A 19,682-nucleotide genomic window follows, 5' to 3' on the forward strand; every position below is an offset into this window, starting at 1 on the left:
GAGTTAAACAAACCTAACTCACTATCTTTTAGCATTTGCAAAAATTTAAGGCTATTATCAGTTATAGAAGATCTATCTGTATGTCAACAATAGTAATGAATTTACTGAATTAGCATGTCAGGGACTAGAACTTAATTATCCAGTTGCAGTATTTAGTGGAGATTATATGATTAAAGATAATAAGTGGGAGATTAATAGCAGTTTAATAATAGAAGCTATAAAAGGAAATAGAAAGTATAAAAAGGTATTGAGTTATGAGAATAAAGATCAGATATTTAAGAATATATACAGGGTTTTATTAACTAGAGGTAGAAATGGATTGATAATATGTATACCTAACTATAGAAGCTTAGATGGAACGTATGAATTTTTTTAAAATATTGGAATTAAAGAAGTATAAGAATAAGGACTAGTGATATAGTCCTTATTGTATGTTTTTGATTAGTTGGTTTACTGCTGGTATATCAGCAGGCGCCCAATTTAAAGAAGATAGGTTTTCACGCTTTAACCATATAAGCTTTGAATGTTCACTAGCTGTAGGAATACCTTGTTTTATGTTACATTTTATACATATAAGGTTTATTATGAAAGCATCGTATTCATGAGTAATATCATTAAATATATCTAAAGCTTCAATAGTACAATCAAGTTCTTCTTTAATTTCTCTTTCTATTGCACTTTTTAAACCTTCATTTGCTTCTACTTTTCCTCCAGGAAATTCCCAAAGATTAGGTAAAGTCATTTTAGGAGATCTTAAAGCACATAAAATTTCGCCATTATCATTTTCTATTATTGCAGCTACAACTTTAACTTGTTTTTTCATCTTATTCACCTCTAAATAAGATTAACATAAATGATATTAAATATAAAGTTTATATGATTATTTAAAATGATTTATATAGAAATACTTGATTTAAAACTATCATAAATTTCTTTTTTCTATACATTAAATATAGTATAATCATTAATGGAAGTATATAACCTTATAGAGGATATAGAAAATAATACTTATACATTAGTAGGGAGATTACAATATGAGCAAATATTTTTCAATAGGAGAGATGTCAAAACTTCATAAAATAAGTGTAAAGACTCTTAGATATTATGATGAGATTGATTTGTTTAAACCTATTTATGTAGATGGAAAAAGTAATTATAGATATTATTCAATAGAACAATTTTCTAAATTAGATGTTGTAAAATATTTAAAGTATTTAGGTATGCCATTGAAAGAAATCAAAGATAAATTAGAAGAAAGCAATGAAGAAATATTAAAACTATTAAATAACAAAATTGATGTAGTTGATTCAAAAATTAAAGAATTAGAGTTAATTAAAAAAGTTTTAAATACAAAAAAGGAAACAATAGAAACAGGATTAAAAGTAGATGATATAGGAAAAATATTTAAAAAACATATACCAAGAAGAAGTATATTATCTATGGAATATGAAGAGGGTTTTAGCATAGAGGAAAAAATGGAACTGTGTAGAAGAAAAATAGCTAATATATTGGAAGAAAATATATCTGTTTTTTATGGTGGTGTAGGAGGATTAGTATCTATAGAAAAAGTTAGATTAAATCAAAAGGTTATTTATGAAAATAGTTTTGTAACAATAGAAAGAGCTTTATTTAATGAAGAGAATCAAAAATCTATTAAAACTATTCCTGCTGGAGATTTTATATGCATAAAATATAAAGGACCATATAGTGAAAACTACAAATATTTCAAACAAATAATAGACTATATAGAGTATAAACGAATACAAGTAGAAAATTTTATATATGAAATACCTATAATAGATCCATTATCTACAAATAATAAAGATGAACTTATTACTGAAATACAAATTTTAGTAAAGAAAAGAGAAATAGATTTAAGATGTTTAGTTTAAAAATACCGAAGTTCATCGGTATTTTTTTTATGGGAAATTATAATATTTTTAAAGATCATATAAAATTCCAAAAAAACATTGACTCTCCAGTTGCTGGAGACTTTATAATTATAAATGTGAAAGAAATGGCAATTATTAAAAAATATAAATCATTTCATATTCAGAAGGAGGCATAGGGTGAACAATAATATAAATCACGATTTAGAAACTAAAATAATTCATTGGGGTCATGCTAGTGATAAATCAACAGGAGCTCTTGCAACACCAATATATCAAACTGCTACATTTGCGGCTGAAACAGTTGAACACTTTGAACAGTTATGTAGGGATTTTGGATATGTGTATACTAGAGAGTGTAATCCAAATTTAAATGAATTAGAATTAAAGCTTGCTATGCTTGAAGAAGGGGAAAACGCTATAGTAAGTGCTTCTGGAATGGGAGCTATAACTTCAACGATATTAGCTTTAGTAAAAAGTGGAGATCATATAGTAAGTTCTGATGGAATATTTTCTCATACTAAAATGTTTATGAGTGAATTATTATTGAAATTTGGCGTTGAAGTTACATTTGTAGATGCTAAAAACCCATGTAATATAAAAGATGCTTTAAAAACAAATACAAAATTAGTATATATAGAAAGTCCTTTAAATCCATCTTTAGATTTAGTTGATATAAAAACTATTGCACAAATAGCTCATGAAAACAAAAGTCTACTTATAGTAGACAGTACTTTTGCTACACCTATAGTACAAAAGCCTATAACTTTAGGAGCAGATATAGTAATTCACAGTTTAACGAAATTTATAAATGGGCATGGAGATACATTAGGTGGAGTGGCAATAGGATCAAAAGAACTAATAGATTTAGTTAAATGGCCAAGTTTACCATGTTTCACAGGAGCTTCATTACCACCTATGAATGCATGGATGATATTAAGAGGAATAAAAACTTTAGATATGAGAATGAAAAAACACTGTGAAAATGCTTTAGCAGTAGCAGCTTTTTTAGATGAAGAAGAATATATAGAAGAAGTAAAATATCCAGGATTAGAATCTTACCCTCAACATGAATTATGCAAAACACAAATGAATGGACTAGGTGGGGGTGTACTATCTTTCAAATTAAAAGATGGAATAAATGGATTGAGTAGAGATGAGGCTAGTAGAACATTAATAAATTCATTACAATTATGCACAATAGCTACTAGTTTAGGAGAAGAACACACTTTAGTTCAAATGAATGGTGAAAATCTTATAAGAATAGCTGTAGGACTAGAATCTTCAACAGATATAATAAATGATCTTAAGCAAGCAATGGACAAATTAAAATAATTTATTAATTGAAAAATATCACATAGATTGATAATAGGTGGAGGTAAAGAAATGGATAAGAATAATAAATTTAAAAGATATTTAATAATATTCATATTAGCATTTGGAACTACAGCAATGTACAGCTTACCGTATATGAAATCATCATTTTATGATCCTATGCAACAAGCATTAGGATTAAGTCATACTCAAATAGGAAATTTACTGAGCTTATATGGAATGATAGGTATGCTTGCATATTTTGTAGGAGGAATGATTGCAGATAAATTCTCTATAAAAAAATTAATATCATTTTCATTGATATCATCTGGATTAATAGGATTTTATTTTTCTACATTTCCATCATATAACATGCTGTTATTAATATTTGTAGCATGGGGAGCAACAACGATATTAACTTATTGGTCTGCTTCAATAAAAGTTGTTAGAATGCAAGGAAGTGAATCTGAACAAGGAAGAATATTTGGGTTTTATGAAGGATTATCAGGAATTTCAGGTACATTAGTATCATTTATAGGATTATATTTATTTGGAAAATTTACTGAAATAACTGTAGGATTTAAGTATGTTGTTTGGTTATACTCAACAGCTTCTATAATATGTGGTATATTATTATATATGTTAATAAAAGAAAATAAGTCAGAAGAAGAATCTTCGGGTGGAGATTTAAGTTTTAAAGCAGTGTCAAATATAATAAAAATGCCAAAGGCATGGTTAATAGGACTTATAGTATTTTCAACTTATTTAGTATTCTCAAGCTTAACATATCTAAGTCCATATTTATCAGAAGTTTATTTAATGCCTATGACATTAGTTACTTCATTATCTATAGTAAGAACATATGTTATAAAGATGGGAGCATCTCCTGCAGCGGGGATAATAAGTGATAAAGTGGGATCTCCTATAAAGGTGATGTTTATAGGATTTATATTAATGGCAGTAAGTACAGGTGCATATTTAGTAATACCTAAGAGTGTAAGTTTCTTATGGATAGCTGTTACAAATATGATAATACTGAGCATTATATTATTTGGATTTAGAGGTATATATTTTGCTTCTGTTTCAGAATCAAATATACCATTAGAAAAGACAGGAGCAGTAGTGGGTTTTGCTTCGCTTATAGGTTTTTCACCAGATGCATTCTATTATACTCTTGCTGGCAATTGGCTAGATACTTATGGTCAAACTGGATATACATATATATTCATATTTTCATTGATATGTGCTTTAATAGGTATATTTGCTACTTTTGCACTAAATAAATTAAATAAAAAAGAACCAGAACAAGAATCCAATAAGATAAAAAAAGAAGAACAGTTAGTATAATGATATAAATATAAAAACTCTACTCATTAAAAAATATAAAATGGGTAGAGTTTTTGTGGTTTATAAATATAAATCGGAGGACATAATATGCTTAAATTGTGGGAAAATGGATTAATAATAATATGTGCACTTATATTTGTAGGGATAGGATATTATTTTTCGAAAAACATAAAAGATATGGAAAGTTATTACTTAGGAAATCGTAGTTTACCTTGGTCTTTAATAATGGGAACACTTTAGTTGCATCATGGTATGGTGGAGTTGGAACAGTAGGTATGGTATTTCTGCATGGGCAGTATGGTCTATAGCTGCACATATAGGAAGAATGCCACTTTGCTTTATGGGTAGAATACCAGAAATAAAAATAGAAAGCATATTTAGACCGTACTGGGTAGTATTTATTTATACAGAGGGTTTTAGATGAAAAGAAAGTAGATAAAGTACATTTGTCAAAGTATAACGTACATAGTAAAATGAAAAATTCTAAATTGTTATGATTTCTTTTTCCTAATAATAAAATAGATATAAAGACTTTTATTATGTTACGAAATGTTATAAACTTAGGAAAAAAATATGTTTAAATAAAAATAATGAATATGAATCACGAAGAGGGGGATTTAATGAACAATAGTACAATTATAGAATGTTTATATTCATTACTTATAAACAAAAATGTTGAAGTTCAAAATAGAAATTATATTGATGTAATTAAAGATTGTTTTTATATGGAAGCTGAGCGTATTGAACAACAATGCTGTATATTTTTAATGGATATTAATAAAACAATTATTGCTGCTTATGATTATAATAAAAGATTAGAGCACTGTGTAAATAAAAGCATTGATTTACAGTTTGATGAAACATTACGGAAGACAAAATTAACAAAAACATTTAATTTAGGGAATCAAGAGCAAAGCATATATTTGTATTTATATAAAACATCTAACTTCAACAATTCATATTACTATTTGTGTACATTAACACAGAATGAAGATTATGCAAAATATAATAAATTACTAGAGAAGATTAACATCTATATGGGTAAGTCTATACAATTGGTTAATAAGCATAGCAATTACAATGATTTGTTAATGAGAGCATTAGATGCAGTAAATGATGGAATATCTTTGTGCGATAAAGATGGATATATAAAGTATGCTAATAATGCATGTTATAATATCGCAGGAGTTGACAAGGAGAATCTACTTAACAAATATATAGGTAATATTTCAAAGGAAAAACCTATGCTTCTTCAGATTATTGAAAATAAAAAAAGTATTATTGATGTAGAGTATTATTTAATTATTAAAGAACAAACAAAACACCTAATTAATTCAGGATATCCTATATTCAATGAAAAAGGAGATTTTATTGGAGCTATTGATATTTTTAGAGGTATTGAACGAAGTAAAAAACTTGCCAATACAATTGCTGGTTATCAAGCGTATTTCACATTTGATAATATTATAGGAAAGAGCAAAAAAATAGAAGAAAATATAAACTTAGCAAAGGTTTTTGCTGAGACTAATGAAAATATTTTAATACTTGGAGAAAGTGGAACAGGAAAAGAATTATTTGCCCAATCTATACATAATCACAGTAATAGAAGAGAAAAACCTTTTATTGCATTAAATTGTGCAAATTTCCCCAATGAGTTAATAGATAGTGAATTATTTGGATATGAGGAAGGAGCTTTTACTGGAGCAAGAAAGGGTGGCAAGATTGGGAAATTTGAGGTGGCAAATGGAGGAACATTATTTCTTGATGAATTAGGAGAAATGGAGATTCATCTTCAAGCAAAGCTTTTGCGTGTTCTTGAGACAATGTGCGTAAATAGAATTGGTGCAAACAAACCAATTAGTGTTGATGTGAGGATTATTGCAGCTACTAATAGAAATTTAGAAAAACTGGTGAAAGAGGGGAGGTTTAGGAAAGATTTATACTATAGATTGAAGGTTCTTTGTCTAGAAATACCTTCTTTAAGGGAAAGAGGTGATGATGTTTTATTACTTTCAGACTATTTCATAAAAAATTCTCAGAATAAAATAAATAGATATATAAAAGGCATTAGTAATGAAGCAAAAGAAATGTTGAGAAAACATACTTGGCCAGGAAATATAAGAGAACTTGAAAATACTATATCAAGATCATTATATATTTGTAATACTGATTATATAACATCAAATACTCTAAAAATGGCTGGTTTAAAAGAATTAGAATCTGTCCAAATTATAAGAAAAGATTCAGTTAAGATTAATAAGGAGATTATACTAGATACTTTAAAATCAACAAATGGAAATAAAAAAAGAGCATCAGAAATATTAAGTATTTCTAGACCTACTTTGTATAAACTACTAAAAAAATATGAATTAAATCAATAAGTGTAAATTGGTTTACATGTAAAACTATTTACACTTAAGCTGTAATAAATAACGATAGTCTTGTTTACGTGAGCAATTAAAGTATATTTAGAAAAGAAAATTTTATAAAAAAGAATAGGAATTTAAATATAAAAAAGGGTTAGAGTGTAAATTAATTTACACTCTAACCCTTTTTTATATTTAAAGAAAATCTATAGAAGCTCTCTAAAATACACATTTTTCTGAAAAATTTGAAATTGGCATAAGTCTTGCTAATAATTAAGAGTAATAAAACTGAAAAGCAATTATATAAAAAAAGAGGTGTTTTTATGGAAAGAAAGATTAATAATTGTGTTGAAGTTGTAAATGAAGATAATAAAGTAATTTCAGCTGCATCACGTGTACCATATTACCCGTTAGTTATAAAAAAGGGATATGGTAGTACAATTGAAGATATTGATGGAAACAAGTATATAGACTTGTTATCTAGTGCAGGAGCAATAAACACCGGTCATTCTCATCCTAAAGTAGTGGAAGCAATTAAAAATCAAATAGATGACTTTATTCATTATACTCCAGCGTATATGTATCATAAGCCAATAGTAGAACTTGCTAATAAACTTATAGAAATAACTCCTGGCGATTTTCCAAAACAAGTAGCTTTTGGTTTATCAGGATCTGATGCAAATGATGGGATGATTAAGCTTGTAAGAGCATACACAGGTAGAAGTAAAGTTATATCATTTATTAAAGCATATCATGGGTCTACTTATGGATCACTTTCTTTAAGTGCTATTAGTCTAAATATGAGAAAAAAAATAGGACCTTTACTTCCAGATATCCATCATATTCCATACCCTGATTGCTATAGATGTCCATTTGGTCAGAACAAAGAGAGTTGTAGTATGGAATGTATAGAGTATTTAAATACAGCATTTAAACACTATATACCTGCACAAGAAGTTGCAGCTGTTGTAATGGAGCCTATTGCAGGGGATGCCGGATTAATTGTTCCACCTCAAGAATATATAAAAAAATTATATGATTTGTGTAAAGAAAATGGAATACTTTTTGTTAGTGAAGAGGTGCAACAAGGATTTGGAAGAACTGGAAAATGGTTTGGAATAGAAAACTTTAAAATTATCCCTGATGTTATTGTAATAGGTAAAGCAGCTGCATCAGGATTACCATTAAGTGCAATTGTAGCAAAAGAAGAAATTATGAAGTCATTAGAAGCACCAGCTCATTTATTTACAATGGGAGGAAATCCTGTTTGTTGTAGTGCAGCACTTGCAACTATAGATGTAATAGTTCAGGAAAATTTATTAGAACATGTTGAAAAGTTAGGTATGCACGCAAAAGAGAGATTTAATGAAATGAAGAAACGATATGAAATTATAGGAGATGTTCGTGGAATTGGATTATCAATAGGGGTAGACTTAGTAGATGACAGGATAACAAAAGAAAAAGCACAAGAAGCTGCTGCTAAAATATGTTATAGATGTTGGGAAAAAGGATTGATACTTGCATTTTTCAGCAATAGTGTTCTTAGAATTCAACCACCACTTGTAATAACTACAGAGGAAATGGATAAAGCAATAGATATTATTGAAGAAGCAATTCAGGAATATATAGGAGGACAAATTCCAGATGAGGTATTAAATGTAACAAAAGGATGGTAGTAGAAAAAATTAGGTAGAGGGAATTAAATAAAAGGAGGGGTAGTATGAGTAATATAAAAAAGCAAAGTTTCTTTGATGGTGCTTTTGGAAAATATATTCTGCCAGGTATCGTATTACAATCTGTTCTTATAGGTGGAGGGTATGCAACAGGACGTGAAATTGTTGCATTTGGAGCTAAATTTGGAGCTTTAGGATGGCTTGGAGGAATAGGAATTTTTATAGGATTTACAATTATGAGTATTTTGACTTTCGAGATTGCACGAATTTATAAAGTTTACGATTATAAATCTGTTGTAAAGCAATTTGCAGGAAAATTTGCATTATTATATGACATAATATATATACTTCTTTCTATTCTTATAATAGCCGTTATGGCCTCTGCGACAGGTGAAATTGTACAGCAAACTCTAGGTCTTTCCTATTGGATTGGAGTAACTGGAGTAGTCATAATCGTTGGTATACTTAATTTTTATGGTAGCTGGTTAATTGAAAGATTTGAAACTTATGGAACAATTGCTTTATATATAGGATATATAATATTTAGTATTTTAGTAATATCTAAAACTTGGGGAAATGCACAGCAAGTATTTGCAAATGGTGATACTAGTTATATTAAAGGATCGATTGGAGTAGGTACTGTTTTATGGGCTGGTATAATTTATGTAGGATATAATCTAGCAGTTTATCCTGCTGCATTGTTTACACTAAAAAGACAAAGTACAAGAAAAGAGACAATTATTGCAGGTATACTATCAGGATTTTTTATGACAATTCCATGGTTTTTAACCTATTTTTCTATAATGGGATTTTATCCATCAAAAGTAGTATTAGAAGCATCTGTTCCATGGCTGCAAATGCTAAATGGATTAGGTGGTACATGGGTAATTGTATTATTTGGTATTGTTATTGGATGGACTTTAATTGAAACATCTACAGGTATGATTCATGCCTTTGTTGAGAGAGTAAATACAGGATTAAAAGAAATAGGAAAAAATCCTTTAACAGATAAACAAAATGCTCTTTTGACGATTACAGTCTTAATCATTGCTATGGGTTTATCTAAGATAGGAATTATTGATCTTATAGCAAAAGGATATACAATGATGGCTTATGGAATGATTGCAGTATATGCTATACCTCTTGTAACGATAGGATTATATAAAATAGTAAAATCAAAATAAATAAGTAAAATTATTGTATTTGAAAATAGATAATGCCATGGCAAAAGTCATGGCATTTGATCATACTATTAATAATTTAATAAATGCTGACACTTTTAGATCCACCTTGAATAAAAAAAATTAATATACTTTGGTTAATATAATATTTTTATCAAATCCTCCATTGGATTCTTTTTTTTGAAGTCTTTTATTTAATAAGTCTTGTTCTGAATATCCCATTTTTTTGCTAATGAAAAGATAACTTCCATTATATCTGCAAGCTCTTCTAAGTTGTTATCTTCATGAAATTCTTTTACTTCTTCGTCTAATTTAGTATCTAGATAAGATATAGCTTCTTCATCACTTACTATGTGAATATCAAACTTTTTACCTGCATTATCTATTATTTGTGGAATTTTATCTCTGACGATTTTATATATGTTTTCATATTCTTATCTCCTTTATGATGATTTATAAAAACATTTTAACTTTTTATTAGAATTAAATCAAAGTGATTTATAGTGTATAATATAAATGGTAAAATTGAACAAAATACCTATCTTGAGAAGAAATGACTATTGTAGATAATTTAAAGTTTCAATTATTATAAAAATACTTTTGAAAATTTGTTTTACAACAACTATATAATAGTTAATGAAATGTAACTTTAAAAATATGAAAAAATCAAGAATAAACAATTATATTACAATAGTGATAGAAATTGGAAAAAAAGCTCGTATTATGTTAAACTATAAAGTATATAAAAATGCATCATTAGAAAATAATCACTATACAGTTTTTTTATGAAAGATTCCACTATGTTTTTTCTTGGAAAGCCATTAAATAATACTCCTTACAAATGTGCATTTTAAAAATCAATAATAGAACATGTTTATGGTATGAATATATAACGAAAAGTTTTATTGACCTATATTTTGCTAGTTTGTAATATAGATTTTAATCACTTTATTCTATGGCCTTTTATTAAGAATGATAGGATATGGAATTTAGAAAACTCTTGAACATTATGTAATTTAAGAAAACATCATAAACTTACTAAGAAATATATTTTTATAGAAATGAAAAATTATTATTTAGAAATAAATTAATAATAAGGAATGATTTTAATAGATATAGCAAAGACAGACTAATAAATTATTATAAATCTGCAGAGTTTTGTGATTTGAAAAATGAAATTTATTAGAACAAAAGAAATTGTAGTATAAAAAATATTTACATAATTTTTATAATTTTCATAAAATAAAATGAGGAGTTTGATTTATGGATAATACAAATTGCTTAATAAGTATATTAAATAAGCTAAAGACTTCCTCTAAGGAAGCAGTTGAAGGAATAGATAATTTTAGTGATTTTAAAGAGTATATGCATGTTAATAGGAAAGTTGAAACTGAGTTTAAGGAACTAGTTTATCAAGCAAATAATATTGAGAAACCTCAATTGATATTGCTGTGTGGTAGTGTTGGAGATGGAAAATCACATTTAATATCCTATTTCAAAAAGAATAAATATGAAATTATTAATAATTTTGACATTCATAATGATGCTACTGAAAGTTTAGATCCTAAGAAAACATCTATTCAAACTTTAAATGACGTATTAAGAGATTTTTCAGACGAGAATATTGGTAATAACACTAAGAAACTTATACTAGCAATAAATTTGGGCACTCTAACAAATTTCATTGATTCTGAATATGGGAATAGATTTACAAGGCTTAAAAAGTATATAGAAAATCAAAAGATACTTGAACAAGATATAACGGATAATAAGTTTAATAAAGATAGCTATTTTCAATGTATAAACTTTACAGATTTTCACATGTATACTTTAACTAGTGAAGGACCTAAATCAAAGTATATAAGAGATATTTTTGATAGAGTTTTTAGTAAAGAAGCTAATAACCCTTTCTATAATAAATATAAAGATGCTTGTTGTTCGGAATGCATAAACTATTCAAGGTGTCCTATAAAGGAAAACTATGAGAATTTATTAAGAGATGTTTTAAAAGAAAATATTATACAGAAATTAATTGAAACTATTGTTAAAAATAAAGTAATTATTTCCACTAGATCATTATTAAATTTTATGTATGATATTGTAGTGGATTCTTCTTTAGATAATATAACAGAAGAAAAATTATTTAAGAAAATAATGAAATATGATTTTATTGACTATTTGAAATCGCTTACAGCAAATATTATTTATGATAATAAAGATACTTCAAATATAATAGCTTCAATGAATGCTATTGATCCATTAAATATTAGAAATGAAGAGTTGGATCAACTTTTAGTAAATCTAAATAATACTGAAAGAATTTGTGATTACTTTAAAAAATACGTAGATAATAATGAAAAACATTATTATTATAAGATTTTAGTTATAGATGAAAATTTGGAAGTTGTAAAAAGTGAGAAACTAAAAAAAGACCAAGCAGAGCTTAAACAAGCTATTATAAAATTCTTTTTTAGAACAACATCAATTATGGGTAAGAATAATTTTAATATTTTTAATGATAAAGTATATAACAAATATATGAAATATCTATATAACTCTAATAGATTAGATAGACATGAAATGAAGGAACTATTGACATTTGTAAAAGAAGTTGTTTATAAATGGAATGGGACTAAATTGAAAAATGGACAAATACATCTTTCAATAGGTAAGAATCAAAGCAAATTTAAAGTTTATGAGCATTTAGAGTTTGATGGAAGAATTGAGGGTATTTCTAGAGAAGAAACAAATTTAAATAGGTTTATCAATACAATAAATCTTACTTACAAAACAAAAAATATCTTGGGGAAACTTGTAACTATTAATATAGATTACTTATTATTTGATCTAATGAGTAAGGTTAAAGGCGGATATAGACCAAATAAAAATGATAAGAATAACTTTATTAACTTTAATGATTTTGTTAAGAAACTACAAGAATATGGATCAAACAAGGAAAAAATATTATTTGATAGAAAAATAGGTGATAAAGTTCGTAAATTTGAATTTAAAATTGATGAATACGGCGATTATTGCTTAGTGGAGATATAATTATGAGATATGAGATAAAAATTGATGATATTGAAAAGAATTATGTTAAAAAAGGTTCTTTTAAACATAATGCTGAAACTAAACCGTGGATGTTACCGTCTACTACACAATATAAGGAAAGTCAAAAACCAGAAATAATAAATTTTACAGCGGCAGTGGGAGCGTTTTCAAGAAATTTAACAAAGAAAAAGGAATATACTAATTTTTGTATAGAAAAATATTACAATGATATTATTAGTCAAATTAGTATAGATAAGAAAAATAAATCTATACTTATTGATTTAATAACAGAATTATTTTTTCAAGGTGAAAATTTGATTATTTTTCATCCTAAAACCTTAAATTATATTGAGTCCACACATTTTAATAATAAATTGGGACAATTTTTATTTGATGTTTTATATAAAGAAGACCACGATATATTTAATTTGATAGCACAAGCCTACGGTAAGAATTCGAATAATATACTTATAAATTTAATGACAAAAAATCTCCCTCAACTTGATGAAAATCAAAATATTATAAATAAATATAAAAATTTCAACCCATACATAAGCAAAATCTTCATGGCGGATTTTAAATACTTACTTGAAAATAGTGATATGTTAATAGATAATTTAGAAAAAATTTTAAAATTTTACTATATGTTTTATGTATCTCAATCTGCAATGATACTTAATAAAACATTTGAAGCAGATATTGAAAAACCTATGAACGTATATTTTGGATTAGATTGGGAAAATACAGGGAAAGGGAGATTAAATACTGAGCTTGGTTGGAAAGTGGTAGAATCAAATGTTTTGAGACTATTTTCTCACGCAAATGCATTACATTTAATAAATCATAATAATGAGAATAAAAAGTATTCATATGTAGAGTTAAAAGATAGAATTGATAGTATGAGTATTGAGGAAAAAATAGATTTTGTTAATGATGTAAATAATCTAATAGATTTTTATAAAGGATATATAATAGATGTGGAATGGGATAATTTTAAATATACTCCAAAATTTGAGAATGAATGTTATGATGCAGTATATAAGTTATTTAAAATTATAAACTATCAATTTGATAATTCGGGTAGAAAAAAGAGACAAAAGGATTATGGAACCAGATTTGTAGAGTTCTGCAAGGCGAATTTTCTAAGACAAAGAGGAAGGTATGGCTATATTTTTAACCTAACTGAAGAATATACTATTTTTTTAACTAAAATCTGTATAAAGGATAACGAAAAGATTAAATTAAAAGATTTATTTGTTGAGTTTAAAAAAAGAGGTATTTCATTAGATAATGATTCTAAGGTAAAATTAATACAACTTTATGAAAAACTAAATATTTTAGAAAAGAAAAGTGATAGTGGGGATGCGCAATATGTCAAAAGAATTTTATAATTATTTAGCTAAAAAGGTAATACAGTATTTTAACTTAGTAGGGGTTAAAAATGGAGAGAGATTTGATATACAATTTGAAAGAGAAGATGAAGTTAGAGCATTATATGATGAGATAAAAATTGTTGGAGAAACTAATATTTTTAGTTATAAGGCGGCAGAAGATGTTGAAGAATACAAAACCATTAGTTTCAAAGTGTCAGATATTGATATCATAGTTGCTGCTACTATTGATGGAATTCAACCTGATTATCTAACCAAACTTAGAAATGAAGTTAGTTCTAATGAAGATGATAAATTTAGAAATACTGCCATTATATTTATTCATAATACTACATTAGATAGTATTATTGGTGGGGCAACTAGCTTTAGAAAAGAAGGAATGCCATTTCACATAGTATCAATTACAAATGATATAAAAAAAGATTTGGAGAAAAGTGAATTAACATCTGGTCAAAAAAATATAGTTAATTTTGAATTGGAAAAGAATAATTCTTCAAATGATGAAGTGACGTCCTTATTGCAATTCGAGGAATTATTGAAAGTAATAAATAAAGGCTTTATAGATAAAGCAGAGTATAAAAACTTTGGTCTTTTTTTTGATAATCAATTAGAGAATTTTAGCGGAAATGAAGTTGAAACTAGAATAAAACAAAATGCTGAAATTTTTAGTAAGGTTGACTCTATACATAAGTTTCAAGGGGATGCTCCAACAGCTTTAGAAAAATTTTTGGATGAAAAGGGTGTAGATTTACTAAGTGATCCAAAAACATGGGAAGATCTAGATTTTTCTACAATAAAGGCATCTATTGAAAATAAAAAGAAAACTAAAAAGGTTCAGTTTGAAGGATATGATCTTTTTAATATTGAACAAGAAAATTTTTGGGATAAGCCTAATAGAGAAACTGTTGCAGGAAATAGAAAGAGAAGGATAATTATATTTAATCCTAATAATGAAACGAAATTGCAGTTTTCGATTAAATTTGACGAAAGAATATCTCAAAAGGAAATTTCTGTAGATAAAAATCAAGAGGCCACAGTTAAAGCTTCTGGAAAAAAAATAATAGTAGAAATAGAACATGAAATTGGTAAAGTCTCTTTTAATACTATAAAATTAAAGGCCAGTGAAAACTATGAATTTAAGATAGTTATTATAGACTTAATAAATAATATCTTTAAAGATACTGAAATACAAACAGCTTTTAACATAGGTAAGGTAGATAAGGAGAATGTAATTACTTTAAATACTAAGAGTGATGTATTAACTCTTAATACATATGAAGTTTCCATAGAAAACTATGAAATTAAAGAAAATAGAGAAGATATATACATTGAATCACTTGAGTCAAAAATAGTTATTTTAAATGACGTAGATATAGATGAAAATACGGATTTTATTAGAGTAAATGTAAATATTCAAGGAGTATGTATTCCACTTGCAATCAAGGATGAAGGACATGTCACTGTTCCTATTGGGGGATATAATGTATGGATTCAAAAAAGGGAAGAAAGAAAAGATTTTAAATATATTGATAGTAAACTAGTTCAAGGTAGTAGGACTTATTATCCTAAAGAGGATTTAAAGGTTAATTTAAAAAGAGAAGAACAATTTATTAATGAGGGCTCATTATTTTTTGTTGAGAAAAATAGTGAATTGTATGGAGAAAACTTGGAAGTTCCAGGCTCATTAAAAGAAGCATATGCATCTTTAATTAATTACTATAAAGTAAATAGATTGCTTCCAAGCTTAGCTTATTATAATGAAGAATTATCGCAATTAGCATTTGAATATGTCAATGAATATTTAAATACTATAGATAAACTAGAAGAAGGCGGGGATGTAAAAAGCATCCATAGGGATTTGGTTAAAGTAGGAACTATAAAAGTAGAAAATGGAGAAAATCAAATTTTACTTACACCGTTACATCCTATAAATGTAATGTATCAAATAGAAATACAGAAGCAAATTGGTAGTGAAAGATTACATGAAAGGTTGGCAAAAAAATTAGAGTCATTATATTTATTACCGTATATTGCAGAATATAAAACACTTTATAAACCTATAGAACAAAATCATTCAAAAGAATGGAAGTATTACGTCAAAAATGATACCTTAAAATATAAAAGCTCAAGAAAATTTGTAGCAAAGTTAGTTAAAGAAAAAATTGAAGAATTCGTTCAACATTTTTCATATTTGTTTGAATTTTCTTCTAAATCACCTATTAAAATAAATCTAATAAATACTGGTGATTCAAAAGAGGTTCTTCAAGGGATTATTGCTTATTATATTTCTGAACTTAAAAAAAATATTAAAATTAATGACCTAAAGGAAATATGTATTAATATCTATTCAGAGGAAGATACAAATGTATTTGAAGAGTTATCTTTTTTTCAGACCGTTGATGAAGTTGAAAATAATCTGAAATTAAATTTAGAACCATTAGGAATTGGCAAGAACTATTTAAAAGAAGATATATTATCGATTTGTAGAGAAAAAATAAAGTTCTATAGAAAAGACATTAATAGTGATAGGTATGAATATTGCCATATTACATTTTATGAAATGGACCAAAATTTAGATGAAAAAGATAGCAAAATGAATGCTATGATTACAGGAGTATCATTAAACGGGATTATTTCAGGTGTTCCATCTAAGTTTATAAATGATACATATAGAACTGGTTTTGGGAATAGATATATGGATAACTCAGAAAAAAATTTACTTTTAAGGGTAGCCACTGGTTTAAATTCTTTGTATAGAACTGTTCAAAATGAAGTCTCTTATACAAAACTTGAGTGTAGGACAACTATTATCTCTGAACAAGATAATGAAAAGCTAGATAAAATATATAACTCATCTAATTGGGTAACTTTTATAGAGCCGAAGGTAGACTTAAAATTCTTTAAAGACAATGCTGTAGACAAAGGCTTACTTATTATACATTATAGTGATCAATATACAAGTTCAAGTGGATACGATTCTATAACAGTTACAAGAAAATCTGAGCAATATGAATTAATTATAAAAGAATTTCTGGAAGATAAAGAAGTTAATATTACGCAGGATTCTGTAGTTGACGTAATTAATTGTTTCAATGCTGTCAATGGGGATTGGTTACTAAGATTAATATCAAGTAATGGACAATTTCCAAAAGAAAAGATAAGTATTATTTCAGCTATAAAACTAAGCATGGCATATTTCTATCATAAAGATATAATATGGATTCCTATTTCACTTGAAGAGGTTCTAAGAGTATCTAAAGGCGCAGGACTGAGTGGATCAGATGGGTTATTTTCTGTTAAAAATTTAAAAGGCGAAGGACAATATTCTGATGACTTACTGTTAATAGGTATTGAAGTGTGCAATGAAAATTTAAAAGTGCATTATTATCCTATAGAAGTAAAGATAGGGGATAATTCAAGTACTGTAATTAAAAAGGCTAAAAAGCAAGCCTATAAGACTAGAAATTATCTTGAAAAACATCTTATCGAAGTAGATGATGAAGACGAGACTAGAAGGTTTGGTAAAAAGATGTATAGGAATTTTATGATGCAGTTAGCTATAGTAAGTGCAGAAAAAATGAAGCTTTATAATATATGGGAAGAACAAAATTGGAATTTAATAATTGATTCAGATACAAGAAAAAAATTACTCAATGATGACTATAAAATTGTTAATGATTTAGATGAACTAATAGGTAGAGGTGCTGTTATGTCCTTTAAAAAAGGAATAACATTTAATGATGAAGCGAAAGAAATTGAAGTAACTAAAGAAGAGCTAGGGGCAGAATATGATGAAGAAGAATTTGCAAAGGGAAATAAATTTTTGGAAATTATTTTCGGGGAATCACAAGGCTATAATAATATAATTAGACCTATGGAGAGTATTAAACAGGATTTTGTAAATGGACAAAGTGATTTTGAAAAAGAAAAATTGTTGGCATATAAATATTACAGGCCTACTAGTAAAGAAGATATTAGAAATGAAGATGTTGAAGTTGAAGAAGAAGAGATTACTGATTTTAGTAATGCAATTACAGGTGGTATTAAAGAAGAGGTTGCAGCAGTTATTGAAAATCAATTTGAAATTAGTAGACCAGAAGAAGAAAGTATAAGAGTATTACTAGGATCTAGTAAAGGTAAAGATATTTATTGGGAGTTTGGAAATAAGGGTTTAGGAAATAGGCATTTATTGATATCTGGGAAATCGGGCCAAGGTAAAACTTATTTTATTCAATGTTTATTGTTAGAATTATCACGAAAAGGAGTTCCAAGTATAATATTTGACTATACTGATGGGTTTAAAAGTTCTAAGTTAGAGCCTGAATTTAAAGAAATTATGGGAGATAATTTGAAACAATTTATAGTTGCCAAAGATAAGTTTCCGATCAATCCATTTAAGAAAAACCAGAAAGAGCTAGATGAAGATCTTTATATTGATGAAGATAGCATTGATATAGCAGAAAGAATAAAATCTGTATTAGGATCAGTATATAAACAATTAGGAATACAACAATTAAATGCTATATATCAAGCAACAATTAGTGGTTTATATAAACATGGGGATAAAATGAATTTTATATCTCTTAGAGATGAATTAGAAGAAGATAATAGTGGGTCTTCTAAATCAGCAATAGGTCAGCTAAATCCTTTAATAGATAAAAATCCTTTTGATAATACAAAAGAATTTAATTGGAAAGATATATTAGATAGTGATGGAAAAGTATTTATAATTCAACTAACAGGTTTTACAAGAGATGTTCAATTAATTATAACTGAATTAATTTTATGGGATCTATGGTATTTTACTGTTCAAAATGGAAGTAAGGATAAGCCATTCTCGGTAATCCTAGATGAAGCACAAAATTTGGATTTTGGAGATAATTCACCATATACTAGGATTTTAACAGAAGGAAGAAAATTTGGATGGTCAGGATGGTTTGCAACTCAATTTATTAAAGGACAAATGAGTACTAGTGAAATTAATAGATTACAAAATGCTGCACATAAAATATATTTTGCACCACCTGATGAAGAAATATCTAGTATTGCAAATACGTTATCAACCAATGCTGATGAAAAGAAAGATTTAGAACGAGGGCTTATGAGATTGCAAAAGGGAGAATGTATATCGTATGGCCCATGCAAAACTTTAAATAGTACATTAAGAAATTCTATAGAAAAGGTAAAAATTTCATCGTTGAAAGATAGGACATTATAATTTATTTTAATTCACTATCGTCATTAAAACAGGTAACTAACTGCATCATAATGGTAGTGAATTTTTGGATTAGGACAATACTATCACTCAATTACTTAGAAATTTTTCAACTGGATAAAATAATTATGCAAATTATATTTCAACTTGGGTAATTCATAATATTGATGATTTTAGTAATAAGGTTGTAAGTATATATTTAATACTTAAAGTAAACAAGACGATGATAATTTGCTTAATAAGATAAAGCGCTTG

At 27.0% G+C, this 19,682-nt stretch carries 13 protein-coding genes; 12 read left to right on the forward strand and 1 reads right to left on the reverse strand.

The annotated features are described in order from the left end of the window. Positions 1-76 precede the first annotated feature (76 nt). Positions 77-376, forward strand: a complete 300-nt coding sequence (locus M2214_RS07495) for a DNA/RNA helicase domain-containing protein (protein ID WP_248484799.1) — start codon at positions 77-79, stop codon at positions 374-376. A 48-nt stretch (positions 377-424) separates the two neighbouring features. On the opposite strand, the gene M2214_RS07500 is transcribed toward M2214_RS07495, so the two are convergent. After that, a complete protein-coding gene (locus M2214_RS07500) occupies positions 425-823 on the reverse strand; it encodes a (deoxy)nucleoside triphosphate pyrophosphohydrolase (RefSeq protein ID WP_248484291.1) in 399 nt (132 codons plus the stop codon). 211 nt (positions 824-1,034) lie between these two features. Between M2214_RS07500 and M2214_RS07505 the strand changes: the two genes are divergently transcribed. The 11 genes from M2214_RS07505 to dptH all read left to right on the forward strand — a co-directional run bounded on the left by M2214_RS07505 (position 1,035) and on the right by dptH (position 19,430). Then, the gene (locus M2214_RS07505) at positions 1,035-1,892 is read left to right on the forward strand and encodes a MerR family transcriptional regulator (protein WP_248484292.1); all 858 of its coding nucleotides are present in this window, start codon (positions 1,035-1,037) and stop codon (positions 1,890-1,892) included. A 177-nt stretch (positions 1,893-2,069) separates the two neighbouring features. Then, positions 2,070-3,224, forward strand: coding sequence for a trans-sulfuration enzyme family protein (locus M2214_RS07510; protein WP_248484294.1), 1,155 nt, complete (start codon positions 2,070-2,072; stop codon positions 3,222-3,224). 51 nt (positions 3,225-3,275) lie between these two features. After that, a complete protein-coding gene (locus M2214_RS07515) occupies positions 3,276-4,550 on the forward strand; it encodes an MFS transporter (protein WP_248484296.1) in 1,275 nt (424 codons plus the stop codon). An 87-nt stretch (positions 4,551-4,637) separates the two neighbouring features. Then, on the forward strand, positions 4,638-4,790 hold the full coding sequence (locus M2214_RS07520) for a hypothetical protein (RefSeq protein WP_248484297.1): 153 nt from the start codon (positions 4,638-4,640) through the stop codon (positions 4,788-4,790). A 7-nt stretch (positions 4,791-4,797) separates the two neighbouring features. After that, positions 4,798-4,974, forward strand: coding sequence for a hypothetical protein (locus tag M2214_RS07525; RefSeq protein WP_248484299.1), 177 nt, complete (start codon positions 4,798-4,800; stop codon positions 4,972-4,974). 196 nt (positions 4,975-5,170) lie between these two features. Beyond that, the gene (locus M2214_RS07530) at positions 5,171-6,931 is read left to right on the forward strand and encodes a sigma-54 interaction domain-containing protein (RefSeq protein WP_248484301.1); all 1,761 of its coding nucleotides are present in this window, start codon (positions 5,171-5,173) and stop codon (positions 6,929-6,931) included. A gap of 308 nt (positions 6,932-7,239) precedes the next feature. Then, positions 7,240-8,592 carry an aspartate aminotransferase family protein gene (locus M2214_RS07535; protein ID WP_248484303.1) on the forward strand — a complete coding sequence of 451 codons (1,353 nt, stop codon included), beginning with the start codon at positions 7,240-7,242 and terminating at the stop codon, positions 8,590-8,592. A gap of 44 nt (positions 8,593-8,636) precedes the next feature. Further along, positions 8,637-9,773 carry a YkvI family membrane protein gene (locus M2214_RS07540; RefSeq protein WP_248484305.1) on the forward strand — a complete coding sequence of 379 codons (1,137 nt, stop codon included), beginning with the start codon at positions 8,637-8,639 and terminating at the stop codon, positions 9,771-9,773. 1,260 nt (positions 9,774-11,033) lie between these two features. Then, the gene (dptF, locus tag M2214_RS07550) at positions 11,034-12,821 is read left to right on the forward strand and encodes a DNA phosphorothioation-dependent restriction protein DptF (protein WP_248484307.1); all 1,788 of its coding nucleotides are present in this window, start codon (positions 11,034-11,036) and stop codon (positions 12,819-12,821) included. A 2-nt stretch (positions 12,822-12,823) separates the two neighbouring features. Next, complete coding sequence (gene dptG, locus M2214_RS07555) at positions 12,824-14,212, forward strand: DNA phosphorothioation-dependent restriction protein DptG (protein ID WP_248484309.1); 1,389 nt, start codon at positions 12,824-12,826, stop codon at positions 14,210-14,212. Then, positions 14,193-19,430, forward strand: a complete 5,238-nt coding sequence (gene dptH / locus M2214_RS07560) for a DNA phosphorothioation-dependent restriction protein DptH (RefSeq protein ID WP_248484311.1) — start codon at positions 14,193-14,195, stop codon at positions 19,428-19,430. The genes dptG and dptH overlap by 20 nt, the downstream gene beginning before the upstream one ends. The last annotated feature ends 252 nt before the right edge of the window (positions 19,431-19,682 follow it).

The organism is Tepidibacter aestuarii (genome assembly GCF_934924865.1).
Taxonomy (GTDB): domain Bacteria; phylum Bacillota; class Clostridia; order Peptostreptococcales; family Peptostreptococcaceae; genus Tepidibacter_A; species Tepidibacter_A aestuarii.